Consider the following 12145-nt stretch of genomic DNA (forward strand, 5'->3'; position numbering starts at 1 on the left):
CGGGGTTCGTCCCGAACCGGCTCAGTTCTGCGTGGAAACCAACACCCGTGGTCCAAGCCTCAGACGTTCACTCCAAGCGTCGCCCAGCGCGCAGGACTGTCAACGCGGCCTCCAAAGGCAGCGTCGTCAGAATTTGTAGCCGATCTGAATCCCCGTGCGCGTTGTTCCGTCGTTGTTGGGATCGTCACAGAGGTCGGCGTGCGACGAATGTGCGATTTGCGCAATCACGCTCCAATGCGGGTCGAAACGATAGCCGGCACCCACATACTCGCGGAACAGAAAGCGGCAGCCTAGTTCAGGACCGTCAGGATTGTGGCTGAGCTTTCCGTCGTGCCACACACCGCCAAATCCCGCCTCCGCAAATATCTTTGCCGTTAAGTCGATCTGCCAGGAAAGACCGCCGAAGACCTGGTTCGCCTCATCCGACGTAGCGATGGAAGCTCCGAGGTTGATGCGCGGCCGTGTGATCTGCTGTGTCCAGTCGGCTGCACTATTAAGATCGAAGGGATCAAAAAATACGGTCACCTCCGGGAAGACTCCGTCTTCGCGAGACTCCCTATCTTGCACGGACGCCGATCCACCGAAGCGAAGCTCATCGAATATCCGGTCGTCGGCGAAACAGTTTTGAGTGGCCGCGACCAATAGTACGCTAGCAACGGCAATTGACGAGAAGGCCCACATTTCAATCTCCTTATCCTATGAACGTGAATAATTAATGTGCTCTCAGGCTGGCTCAGGACTTGCGGGATGCCAACAGTTTGCGCAGAGCCGACAGGATGCCGATGCCTAGTATCAGGCTATTCCCAAAATTCTCGATACGGTGCCGGCGGCGTTGGCCATCTGCACCAGGCCTTGCGTTTCCGCCGCAATATTCTCAAATGTGGCGAACTCCATTTCCCCAAGTGCTTCCAGCTCCGGTGAGTGTGGCTCGCGCAACGTGAAAGCGAGAAGGATGAGTGCCAAGAAAAGATAGAGGCCGGCGATTGTCAGCGTCGCGCCGATATCGCCGAACGAAACTGTGATCGCAAGAAACAGTGCATATGTCGCGAAGCCGGCGGTGATGATAAACGCCGCGACCGCAAGCGCCCCGGCAATCGCGCGCCGGATCAGTTGCCGAAGAAGGACTTGGCGACGCAGCAGCACCACACGACCGTAAAGTTTTGCGGAATTGAGAGTGGACATGTATGACCTTTGAAACAAGGCAGAAATCGGCTAGCGGAGCTGGCGGCCGATGACAACGCCGGTGGCAAGGCCGACACCGAGCGCGGCGAGCGCTGTCATTCGAGGGAATCTGCCTAGTTCATCGGCGAATTCATCGAGTGTTTCGTTCACCGTTTTCAGGAAGGTTTCAATGTTGTGGCGATCATGCGCGCCGTCCGCCGACGGTTCCCCGGAAGCGGAGGCAGAAACCAGGCCTTCGAGGCCGTCTTCGGACGGCCTCTTACGGACATGGGCTTGAATCTCCGCGTGCAGGGTGTGGATTTCGCTCATTATTGTCATTGTATTCTCCTGGTAGCTGCGCCGGAGGCAGGATTGTGGCGGATACCCGCCTCCGGCCCATAGGGACTACTTGGTTGCGTCCTCTATGGATTTGCGGATCGAGGCATAGGTGTCGAGAAAGAGTTGCTGCGCATCGGCATAGCCGTTCTTCGTCGTCTCCCAGGCCTCGGCGGAAGCATCTTCAAGGTGCCCGAGCCGGGCTTTCGCCTCCTCCACCTGAGCGTTCAGAGCGGCGATACGGACATCGATCGCCGCCCGCTGATCGGCGGCAAGCCTATCAGCATCGTTACGCAGTTCATCGATCGACTTCTGCCAAACCTTCTGGCGCGCCTCGAATTCGATCTCCAGTACAGCACGGCGGGTTGCGAGATCGGCCTTGGCCGCTTCGAGATATTCGTCGCGCGCGGTCTGGAACGCGGTCCAGTTGGCGTCGAGCGATTCGCGCCCTTCGGCTATCTGTGCATCCGTCCAGGCTCTGGCGTTTGCCACAGCCTCCTCGGTTTGGATACGGTAGGCCTCACGCTGCTCGCGAAGTGCCTTCAGTGCGTCCTCGGCCTTTGCTCTGGCCTCGTCCTGAAGTCTGGTGGCGTCCTGTTCTAGGACGGCGATGGTGGCGTCGAGTTCAGCAAGCCGATCCTGCGACCACTCCAGCGTTTGCCGGGCAAGCGAGGGATCATCCTGATATGTGGACTGGGTTTGCGACGTTGCATCCTGCGCGAAAGTGGTCGAAACCGTGAACAACGCTGTCTGTGCGACAAGCGCAAGGCCGATTGCTGATAAGCGGAGTCTCATAGTGTTGTTCTCCATAGTTTCTAGCGCGAAAGCGCCTGCCGACGCGTTCGGTCAGAGCCGTTTCGAAAAAGCGTCCTTGATTTTCGCGATCGTACGGTCATGAACAGCCTTGGCGTCGGCAAGTCCGCTCTTAACCGCTGCCCAGGACTCGTCTCGGGCATCCTTGGCATCACCGATCCGGGCCTGAAACGTATCCGCCTCATCAGAAAGACGCTTGATGGCACCATCCAGCTCGCTGCGTGCTTTCTCCACCATATCGACCGCCTGATCGCGAAGTTCCTCTAGTGACTCCTCCCAGGATTGGCGCTGAGCCGTAGCCCGTGCGACGACAATGCCGCGCACGGTCTCCGCTTGATCGCTTGCCGCCGCCAGAAAGGCTTGGAAGGCGAATTCCACCTCCACCCATTCGGCCTCAAGGGCAGCCTGGAAATCTTCCACGTCGCCCTTCATGGTAGCCGCCCCTGAGCGCAAGACGTCATAGATCTTCTGGATAGTGTCCCGGGAGGTTCGGAGGCGAGCGAGCGCGGCATCAGCCTCCCGGCGTGCACTGTCTTTCAATGCACCAGACGCCTTCTCGACTTCGGATATGATCGCATCCACGTCATCGAGGCGCTGTTTCGCCCAAGCGACGGTTTCGTGTGCGGAGGATTGATCGCTCATTGCGCGTTTCCTTTTTTTGGTGAGTGAGGAGATTGTCGGATCCTCAAGACAGACTTGGTTCCCTGCCGAGTGTTATTGGAGGAGTCGGGCTCGCCGTCTTCGCCAGCACACACGTACTGGCGCTCCCATAGCCGACCGTGCCGATCAACCTGTATAAGCTGCCTCCGCGTTCGCGCGCGCCGGGTTGCACGTCCGCCCATTGCTGTTTCACTTGCTGGCATCGACGTTTCCTCGCTGTTTATTCAAAAACATATCGACGAACGACCTATGCCCGGTATCCATTAGTACTCTCACACGGGTTCAGACTCGTTGCCTTCATGGTAGATCGATTACGAGAGGCGCAGCTACTGCGTCACAGGGGAGATACCGCCCCAAATTATGGCGGAACCGCTGCGTGCTTCAAACTGCGCTTATGGAAATCTATGTCGAGTATTCATCGCCAGCAGTTCTATCCAAGCTTCCCATGAAAGCTGCACCAGGCAGCATTAGAGTTTCCCAATTTACTCCAACAGGCTGCTCAGCGCCGCCGAAGGGCTTATCGGCGGCAAGAATTCCCGAGCTTAACATCAGGAAAGTTCGACCCCATGCTCCGCCTCCACATTTTCTGCCGTCATCGGCCAAATCAACCGCCGTTGATTTGGCCGATTAAACGGATTTCTACCGGATTAGCAACAGATTTTTCGAGGAGCAGACCGGCGGGCGGGCGTTCGCGAATCTAGGCCAAGCGTGGGATCGCGCATACCCAAGCAATCACAGGGGTTGCGCGCGATCGCCATCCGATAAAACGATTTACTCGCATTGCAGCCGGTATTTAGATGAAAGTGATCCATCTGAGGCGAAGTGCCGGATTGAGGGAGCAGCAGGTTATGTTGGCTATACCGGCTTCAGCCTTCTGTTACGTATCCGATTTCAGCCACGGCGGCACCGACCGCATTCGCCGCGTTCTTGAGAATATCCCACTCCGTGGCCAAAGCCCGCCTAGCGTTTTGCCAGCCGCTGTCGTCAATAGCCTTTTTGCGGCGATGCGCCTCCAACAGCGCCCGATAAACAGAAAGCGTCCGCTCAACACTTTCAGCGCAGGAATAAAGGCTCGCCGTCCGCTTTGCCGCACTCTTCAACGCCTGACGCTCCGCATCGGAGCGGGCGACGGCCCAGCGCAACGCCTTGGTGAAGCAGTCAGGCGGTGCATCGGCGGGCAGCAGGCGCCCGTTGCTCCCGTCACCGACGATCTCGCGCGCGCCCGGCGCATCGAGAGCGACCACGGGAATACCGGCGGTCATGGCTTCCGCAAGCACCAGCCCCTGCGTTTCGGAATGTGACGAGAAGGCGAAGACATCCATCGCCGCGTAGGCATCTGCGAGCTGCTCGCCCTCGACAGCGCCGATGAGATGCGTGCGTCTGCCGAGCCCTGCGGTGGCGAATGCGCTTTTCATGGGTTCCGCCATGTCGCCCTTCCCTGCGACGACAAAATGCGCCTGGGCATGGGCGGCGAGGAACAGCCTGACGGCCTCAGTCAGATATTCGAGGTTCTTCTCCTTTGCCAGCCGCCCAACATGACCGACGACGAACGCATCCGACGCGATGCCGAGTTCAGCCCTGAAACGTTTACCATCGCCATGGTCGAAGCGCGCCGCCTCGACGCCGGTCGGGATCACCGTGACCGGCACATCGACATCGTGTTCGGTCAGAAACCGCGCCATGCTCACGCTCGGGGCGATGACTCCGTCGCACAATTCGCAATAGCCGAGCGCCAGGCTCAGCACGAGGCGCTTCAAGGCGGGTGAATTCTGCGCGACGTAATGGCCATAGAGCTCGTAGCGCGTGTGATAGGTGAATATCACCGGCAGGTCGCGCACCGCCGCGATGCGAAGGGCGGTGTCCCCGAGCAGGAAGGGATGGTGCGAATGCACGATATCGGGTTCGAAAGCCTCCAATTCCCTGGCCAGCTTGCGGCTGACTGGAACCGGGACGGAAAAATCGCTGCCCGCGAACTGCTGGATCGCCGGCATGCGCAGGACACCGGTCTCGTCCGCCGACGCGCCGGCAAATTTTGGCCCCACGACAAGAACCGCGTGGCCGAGTTCCCGCAAGCCCTCCGCCAGCCCGGCGACACTGCGCGCGACCCCGCCTATATGCGGCGTATATGTATTGGTGAACATGGCAATCTTCACGGGAACCCCACCATTCGCATGACAACGCCCTGAGCACGGCGTTGGCAGGCTCAGGCCAGCGTGGCATCAAGTATCCATCGACATCTGTCAAGATGCTCCGTCGGGCCTTTTGTTGCGCTGCGCCTGCGCTGATGTCATACTATGTTGTTCTGATAGCTGTCTTCCCGACAACCGTTTCCATGACACTCCTGATCACTGTCTCGATAGCCCTTGCCTCACTCGCATTTGCCTCCTTTCTGGCAGTGTACACTTACGGCGTTTTGCCACCCGTGCACGCGGTCCAGTCCCGCGCATTCGCCCTACCAAAGGCGCAGACCGCGCTCGACCGCGAGGCTGCAAAGCTGGTCGAGAGCGCAGGCGGGCGGAACGGGCTCATACTGCTTTCCAACAATCTTGACGCCTTCGTCGCGCGGGCGCTTACAGCCCAGGCAGCAAGCCGCAGTCTCGATCTTATCTATTATATCTGGAAGGCCGACCTGACCGGCAGCCTGATGCTGCACGAAGTGATAGAGGCGGCTGATCGCGGCGCGCGGGTACGCCTGCTGCTCGACGACATCAATGCCCATGGCAATGACGACATATGGCTAGCGCTCGGCAGTCATCGTAACATCGAGGTGCGCCTGTTCAATCCCGGTCGGGCGCGGCAGGGCACGTTCAGGCGCGGAATCGAAGTGCTACTGCGCCATTTCAGTTTGACCCGGCGGATGCACAACAAGGCATGGATCGCCGACGGGCGGCTTGCCATCATCGGCGGACGCAATATCGGCGATGGATATTTCGACGCGGCGGAAACCTCAAACTTCTACGATCTCGACCTTATGATGCTGGGGCCGGCCGTTCAGGGCACGGAGGAGATTTTCGACGCCTTCTGGAACAGCGGATCGGCACTGCCGATCCGGGCGTTGGCCGGAGAACCGAGGCGGCGGCTGAAAAAGTTGCGGTCCCGGCTTTCAGCCATGGCGAAAGGAGAGGAAGCCAGCCCCTTCCTCGCAAACCTGCGCAGGAATGTCTCGGTTTCCGCCATGCTGGCGGACCCCGGCGAAATCCACTGGACCGCTGACGCCGAGGTGATTTCCGATCCGCCGGAAAAGGCGATGGGCCGCAAGGGCGATCACTGGCTGATGGGATGTCTCGGACCGGTCATCGCCTCGGCACGCCATTCTCTGGAGATCACCTCGCCCTATTTCGTGCCTGCGGAAAGCGGAACGGAAAGCCTCGTCGCCATGGCCTAACGCGGGCGTGGAAGTCGCGGTCATGACCAACTCTCTGGCGGCCAACGACATTGCCGCCGTACACGGCGGTTATGCGCCCTACCGGGTGGCGCTCCTTAAGGGTGGTGTGAAACTCTACGAATTGCAGCCGGAAGGGAGGAAATCGCTGCTGTCGATCCTTGGCTCCAGCCGTTCCAGCCTGCACACCAAGGCGTTCACCGTCGATGACCATACCGGGTTCATCGGTTCCTTCAATTTCGACGCGCGTTCGATATCGCTCAACACCGAGATGGGCGTGCTGTTCAATGAACCGGTATTGGTCGAACGGATGCGGGTGCTGTTTCGTAGCGAGACTGATCCGGGGTCGAGCTACCGCGTGTCACTCAGCAAAAAGGGCAGCCTGCGCTAGCATGGCGAGAAGCACTGTAAGCTGGTCGTCTTCGACAGGGAGCCGGGGGCCCGTTTCACACGGCGCCTGATCGCGGCTCTAATTGCCTGGCTACCCATTGAATCGCAACTCTGAGCACTGGCAGAGAGATCCGCCCAATCAAGGAAGGGGGGTGCCGTTTGTATCAGCCAAATGGTCATGCCAGACTATATACACATCAGCCGTCGCTCACGAGCATCTGGCGGCTCCGGAAGAGCCCGAATCCACTAAAGCCGGTGCCGCAAAGACAGGATAATGGCAGGCGATCCTGTCATAAGATGGGACAGTCGGCATGTCGCACCAAGACAGACTCGCTGAGTATCCTGGCCCATGCTTCGTCATCCCGCGGCGGCGGGAAAATAGCCCCCCCTGCTAAAATCCCTTGCGATGCAGAAGAACCCTACGAGCGATACCACACGCATAGCTGCACCCTTGGTATCGCCGCTTTTCGAAACAAAATGGATTGAACAAGCGAAACGGAAATAACCCCCCACCACTTGTGCTCTCTATAGGCTGATCGCCCACCTCCGTTAAAGCTCTGAGAATCTTGATTTAAGTCGCAGACTGGATTTCACGTTTGCTTCGCAGTCCCGATCTGCCGGTGCAAAACAGGAATGTATTTTTCTCGTTCTCGTTATTGCAGCGATTTCCGGAAGCGTCCCAGCGCGAAGACGAACAGGATCGCGCTGATGGCGAAGAGCGCGAGGAGCTGCGGCCAGACGACATCTATGCCAGCCCCGCGGAACAGGACTGCCTGGGCAAGGATCGTGTAATGCGTGTTCGGCGCAGCCAGCATGATGGTCTGGATGATGTCCGGCATGCTTTCGCGCGGCGTAAGGCCGCCCGAAAGCACTTGGAGTGGCAACAGGATCATCATCAGCAGAAGCCCGAACTGCGGCATGGTTCCGGCGATGGTGGCGAGAAAGATCCCGAGCGACGTCATGGCGAGCATCATCAGCGCCGTACCCGCGAGAAACAACGGCAGCGAGCCGCGGATCGGCACCTCAAGGACGCCCTGCACGACCACGGTTAGCGAAATGACAGTCGCCACAAACACGACGAGCGCCATCGACCAGATCTTTGATAGCATGATCTCCGACGCTGTGACCGGCATGACAAGCAGGTGCTCGATCGTGCCATGCTCCTTCTCGCGGATCAGCGCGGCGCCGGTGAGGATGATTGACAGCATCGTGATCGAGGAAATCACGCTGGTGATCGCGCCGAACCAACTGGCGTCCAGGCCGGGATTGAAGCGCGAGCGCAGCACCAGATCCACGGGCAGGTCGGGAGCCGAGCGGTAGCGGTCGCTGTATTCGGATACCTCGCTTGTGACGATCTGTTGGATGTAGCCCGCGCCGGTGAAGGCCTGACTCATCCGCGTCGCGTCAACGTTGAGTTGGATCTCCGGCACCTTGCCAGCGAGCAGGTCGCGCTGGAAATTGGGCGGGATGTCGAGTGCGAAAGTGTCGCGCCCGGCATCCATCCGCGCATCCATCTCGGAAATGGTGATGAGATGTGGGGGCAAGAAATAGGGAGCATAGAAGGCGCTGCCGATCCGCGCCGAGACCGGGGACTGATCTTCATCGACGATGGCGATGGTGGCCCGGTTAAGCGCGTCCGGGATCGAGGTGGCGGTGGTATATACTGAAAATGTGAAGGCAAAGACGATCAGCACGATCATGATCGGATCGCGGAAAAGCCCGCGCAGTTCCTTGACCCCCAGTTGAGCGACATTGGCGATACGCATCTTCTACCTCGCCTGTTTACGGGTCAGGATGACCCCGAGCCCGACGATCACCGGCACGGCGAGCATGAGAGGCAGGAATGATCCCCAGAGATCGCCGAGAGCCAGCGCCTTGGCGAAGGTGCCGCGCGAGACGGTGATGAAATAGGTGGTGGGGTAGATGGTGCCGATCACCCGGCCCGCGCCCTCGAGCGAGGAGACGGGATCGATGAGGCCCGAATACTGCGCTGCGGGGATCAGGGTTATCAGAGCGGTGGCGAAAAGCGCCGCGATCTGGCTTGAGGTGAAGGTCGAGACCAGCAGCCCGATCCCCGTCGCCGACATGACGTATAGGAGGGCGGCCAGCGTGAACGCCAACATGCTACCGGTGAAGGGTACGCGGAAGATGAAGATCGCCAAGGCGGTCATCAGCGCAAAATTCACCATCGCCAGCCCGACATAGGGAAGCTGCTTGCCCAGCAGGAATTCAAGCCGCGTCACCGGTGTGACATAGAGGTTGACGATCGAGCCGAGCTCCTTCTCGCGCACCACGCTGAGCGTGGTCAGCATCGCCGGAATGAGCAGCAGCAGCAGCGGGATCACCGCTGGCGCGATGGCCACCAGGGTCTTGACGTCGGGGTTGTAGCGGTAGCGCACCACGAGCGAGAAATCCCCGGCAATCGCGGCATCACCATAGGCCTCGCGCGCCTTGGCGGTCAGCCATGTCGTGTGCATGCCCTGCACATAGCCGCGCACGGTTTCCGCGCGCGAGGTCATGGCGCCGTCGATCCAGGCACCGATCTCGACAGTGTCGCCGCGCGCCACATTGCGTGCGAAGCCAGGCGGTATCTCGATTGCGAGGCTTATCTCGCCGCTGCGCATCCGGCGGTCGAGGTCGTCGTAATCGGTGATCGGCGGCTTTTCGATGAAATAGCGCGAGCCGGAAATGTCGGCGATATAGTCCCGACTCGTCGTGGTCTGGTCACGGTCGAGCGCGGCGAAGGTGAGGTCTTCGACATCCATGTTAATGCCGTAACCGATCACGAACATTAGGAGCATCGAGCCCAGCAGCGCCAGCGATGCGCGGATCGGATCTCGCTTAAGTTCCAGCGCCTCAAGCCGCGCATAGCTGTACATGCGGCGCGGATCGAAGACGCGGCGAGCGGATGACGTGGCATGGGGGTTTGCCGCGCCATCCGCCGCTTCGGCCTGCGTCGACGGGTCCGCAGGCTTTTCCGGTGGTTCCGCTATGGCTTCTTCAAGATAGGAGATGAAGGCTTCCTCCAGGTCCGCCGCACCCCGCCCGGATACGATGGCGGCGGCGGTGTCGCTGACCAGCACCTTGCCGGCATGCATCAGCGAGATGCGATCGCACAGTTCAGCCTCGTTCATGAAATGGGTCGAGACGAAGATCGTCACGCCGTCCTTGCGCGACAGGTCCGACAGGATCGTCCAGAAGCTGTCCCGCGCCACCGGATCGACGCCCGAGGTCGGCTCGTCGAGGATCAGAATCTCGGGCGCATGGATCATCGCCACCGCGAGCGAAAGGCGCTGGCGGATGCCGAGCGGCAGGGCGTCGGGCAGGACGTCCATAATATCGGAGAGATCAAAACGCTCCGCCATCTCTTCGATGCGGTCGGGAATCTTTTCCGGGTCCATGCGGAACAACCGCGCATGCAGGTCAAGATTCTGCCGCACCGTCAGTTCCGAGTAGAGCGAGAAGGCCTGGCTCATGTAGCCGACCCGGCGGCGCACATCCATGTCCTTCGCATCGACCTCACGCCCGAAAAGCTTCGCTGTGCCCTCGCTGGCCTCCAGAAGCCCTGTCAGCATCTTCATCGTCGTCGTCTTGCCGCAGCCGTTCGAGCCGAGGAAGCCGAAGATCTCGCCCTTCGGGATGCGAAAGCTGACATTCTCTACGGCGGTGAAGTCGCCGAAACGCATCGTCAGCCCCTCGGCCTCGATGGCGATCTCCTCGTCCGCGCGCACTTCGCGCGGTGGAATGACAAGTTTTGTGTGGCCTGCGCGTTCCTCCTCCGGCATCAGCGCAATGAAGGCGTCGTCGAGCGTTTCCGTTCCGGTGCGGTCCAGAAGTTCGGCGGGCGTCCCGGTGGCCAGAACCTTGCCGTCGTTCATGGCGACGAGCCAGTCGAAGCGGGCCGCCTCCTCCATGTAGGCGGTGGCGACGATGACGCTCATGCCCGGTCTGCCACCGCGGATGTCATCGATCAGCTCCCAGAACTGGCGGCGGGAGAGGGGGTCGACGCCGGTTGTCGGCTCATCGAGGATCAAAAAGTCAGGGTCGTGGATCAGCGCGCAGCAAAGGCCGAGCTTCTGTTTCATGCCGCCGGAGAGCTTTGCGGCCGGCCGGTCGGTGAAGGGCGCGAGGCCGGTGCTGTCCAGCAGTTCGGTAATCCGCCTTTCCCGCTCCTTCCTGCCGTGGCCGAAAAGCCTGCCGAAGAAATCGACATTCTCGAAGACGGAAAGCGTGGGATAAAGGTTCTTGCCGAGCCCTTGCGGCATATAGGCGATGCGCGGGCATGTCCGGTTGCGATGTTTCTTGTCGGCCATGTCGCCGCCCAGCGCTTCGATGCGGCCTTCCTGGATAACGCGTGCGCCAGCCAGCAACGACAGAAGGCTCGATTTGCCGACGCCATCCGGCCCGATCAGCCCGACCATGCATCCGGCGGGCACCTCCAGCGAGATATCATCCAACGCGCGCGTCTTGCCATAAGAAAGACCGACCGCTTCGAGGCGCGCCACGGGTTGCCCGTCGCGAATTTGCGCTTCGCCGTTCATTCGACCAGATTCTTCTCAAGGTTATCGGGCCATGCAGCATTAGGGTCCAGCCGTACATAGGCCATCCCGGGCAGGCCGGTCTTGACCTGCTGGATATATTTCTGAAGCAGTTCCGGTTCGATCCGGGCGCGGACGCGGAACATCAGTTTTTCCCGCTCTTCTTCCGTCTCGACCGTCTTCGGTGTGAACTGCGCCACGTCGGCGACGAAGGAAACGCTGGCCGGAATGACATATTGGGGCGCGGCGTCGAGCACCAGCCGCACCTGCGTCCCGATTATCACCCGCCCGGCCTGCGCGGTGGGCAGGAAGAAGGTCATGTAAACATCGCCGAGATCGACGAGATTGAGGACGCGCCCGCCGCTGGCCAGAACCTCGCCTGGCTGGGCAACCCGGTATTGTATCCGCCCGTCGCGCGGCGCTTTCAATGTGCTGTCGGCAATGTCGGCGTCGATGCTGTCAATGATGGCCTTCGCCGCATCGATGGCGGCTTCGGCATCCACGACGCTTGCTTTTGCCGAACCGATCGCCGCCTTCGCCGCCGCCAGGGATGCCTCTGCAGCCGCGAGCGTGGCCTTCGCGCCCTGCTCCGACGAGCGGTCGTCATCGAGAACCTGCTGCGACACGGTATTGCTCCGCATCAACTGTTCGGAGCGCGCCAGCCTTCTTTCGGCTGCGTCGAGCTGGGCCTTGCGCTGGGCGATGACAGCTTCGGCGGCCACATGCTCGGCCTCGCGCTGGGCGACGACGCTGTTTGCCGTGTCGACGCCAATCTCGGCGCGGCGAAGCTCAGCCTCGGCCTGGCGCTTCTGCGCGGCGAGCTGGTCGATATCCATCCGCGCCAGCACTTGCCCGGTCTTGATAA

11 protein-coding genes are annotated in these 12145 nt (G+C 60.5%); 2 read left to right on the forward strand and 9 right to left on the reverse strand.

What is annotated here, in order from left to right; all coding sequences use genetic code 11:
* Window positions 1-126: 126 nt before the first annotated feature.
* The 6 genes from RNA01_RS22075 to RNA01_RS22100 all read right to left on the reverse strand — a co-directional run bounded on the left by RNA01_RS22075 (window position 127) and on the right by RNA01_RS22100 (window position 5111).
* Entirely contained in the window at window positions 127-681 is a 555-nt protein-coding gene (locus RNA01_RS22075) for an acyloxyacyl hydrolase (RefSeq protein WP_147182283.1), read from the reverse strand.
* 111 nt (window positions 682-792) lie between these two features.
* A complete protein-coding gene (locus RNA01_RS22080) occupies window positions 793-1182 on the reverse strand; it encodes a hypothetical protein (protein ID WP_235916839.1) in 390 nt (129 codons plus the stop codon).
* Between the two features lie 30 nt (window positions 1183-1212).
* On the reverse strand, window positions 1213-1500 hold the full coding sequence (locus RNA01_RS22085; RefSeq protein WP_147182284.1) for a hypothetical protein: 288 nt from the start codon (window positions 1498-1500) through the stop codon (window positions 1213-1215).
* Between the two features lie 66 nt (window positions 1501-1566).
* Complete coding sequence (locus tag RNA01_RS22090; protein WP_147182285.1) at window positions 1567-2292, reverse strand: sll1863 family stress response protein; 726 nt, start codon at window positions 2290-2292, stop codon at window positions 1567-1569.
* Window positions 2293-2343: 51 nt separating this feature from the next.
* On the reverse strand, window positions 2344-2952 hold the full coding sequence (locus RNA01_RS22095; RefSeq protein ID WP_147182286.1) for a hypothetical protein: 609 nt from the start codon (window positions 2950-2952) through the stop codon (window positions 2344-2346).
* An 884-nt stretch (window positions 2953-3836) separates the two neighbouring features.
* Entirely contained in the window at window positions 3837-5111 is a 1275-nt protein-coding gene (locus tag RNA01_RS22100) for a glycosyltransferase (RefSeq protein ID WP_210245802.1), read from the reverse strand.
* Between the two features lie 191 nt (window positions 5112-5302).
* On the opposite strand from RNA01_RS22100, the gene RNA01_RS22105 reads away from it, so the two are divergent.
* Window positions 5303-6355 (forward strand): phospholipase D-like domain-containing protein, encoded by a 1053-nt coding sequence (locus RNA01_RS22105; RefSeq protein ID WP_235916840.1) that lies wholly within the window; start codon window positions 5303-5305, stop codon window positions 6353-6355.
* Window positions 6356-6377: 22 nt separating this feature from the next.
* Complete coding sequence (locus RNA01_RS24235) at window positions 6378-6743, forward strand: phospholipase D-like domain-containing protein (RefSeq protein ID WP_235916841.1); 366 nt, start codon at window positions 6378-6380, stop codon at window positions 6741-6743.
* A 652-nt stretch (window positions 6744-7395) separates the two neighbouring features.
* Here the strand turns inward: RNA01_RS24235 and RNA01_RS22110 are convergent.
* The 3 genes from RNA01_RS22110 to RNA01_RS22120 all read right to left on the reverse strand — a co-directional run.
* Entirely contained in the window at window positions 7396-8508 is a 1113-nt protein-coding gene (locus RNA01_RS22110) for an ABC transporter permease (protein WP_147182288.1), read from the reverse strand.
* Window positions 8509-8511: 3 nt separating this feature from the next.
* On the reverse strand, window positions 8512-11283 hold the full coding sequence (gene rbbA / locus RNA01_RS22115) for a ribosome-associated ATPase/putative transporter RbbA (RefSeq protein ID WP_147182289.1): 2772 nt from the start codon (window positions 11281-11283) through the stop codon (window positions 8512-8514).
* Window positions 11280-12145, reverse strand: an 866-nt coding sequence (locus RNA01_RS22120; RefSeq protein ID WP_147182290.1) for an HlyD family secretion protein, incomplete at its 5' end; no start/stop codon positions are given. The genes RNA01_RS22120 and rbbA, both read right to left, overlap by 4 nt.

It is taken from the genome of Paenirhizobium naphthalenivorans (assembly GCF_007992095.1).
Taxonomy (GTDB): Bacteria; Pseudomonadota; Alphaproteobacteria; order Rhizobiales; family Rhizobiaceae; genus Allorhizobium; species Allorhizobium naphthalenivorans.

Coding starts and splice junctions, on each gene's coding strand:
- RNA01_RS22085 (WP_147182284.1), bottom strand. CDS start 1,500: ATGACAATAATGAGCGAAATCCACACCCTGCACGCGGAGATTCAAGCC.
- RNA01_RS22090 (WP_147182285.1), bottom strand. CDS start 2,292: ATGAGACTCCGCTTATCAGCAATCGGCCTTGCGCTTGTCGCACAGACA.
- rbbA (WP_147182289.1), bottom strand. CDS start 11,283: ATGAACGGCGAAGCGCAAATTCGCGACGGGCAACCCGTGGCGCGCCTC.
- RNA01_RS22095 (WP_147182286.1), bottom strand. CDS start 2,952: ATGAGCGATCAATCCTCCGCACACGAAACCGTCGCTTGGGCGAAACAG.
- RNA01_RS24235 (WP_235916841.1), top strand. CDS start 6,378: ATGACCAACTCTCTGGCGGCCAACGACATTGCCGCCGTACACGGCGGT.
- RNA01_RS22105 (WP_235916840.1), top strand. CDS start 5,303: ATGACACTCCTGATCACTGTCTCGATAGCCCTTGCCTCACTCGCATTT.
- RNA01_RS22075 (WP_147182283.1), bottom strand. CDS start 681: ATGTGGGCCTTCTCGTCAATTGCCGTTGCTAGCGTACTATTGGTCGCG.
- RNA01_RS22100 (WP_210245802.1), bottom strand. CDS start 5,111: ATGTTCACCAATACATATACGCCGCATATAGGCGGGGTCGCGCGCAGT.
- RNA01_RS22110 (WP_147182288.1), bottom strand. CDS start 8,508: ATGCGTATCGCCAATGTCGCTCAACTGGGGGTCAAGGAACTGCGCGGG.
- RNA01_RS22080 (WP_235916839.1), bottom strand. CDS start 1,182: ATGTCCACTCTCAATTCCGCAAAACTTTACGGTCGTGTGGTGCTGCTG.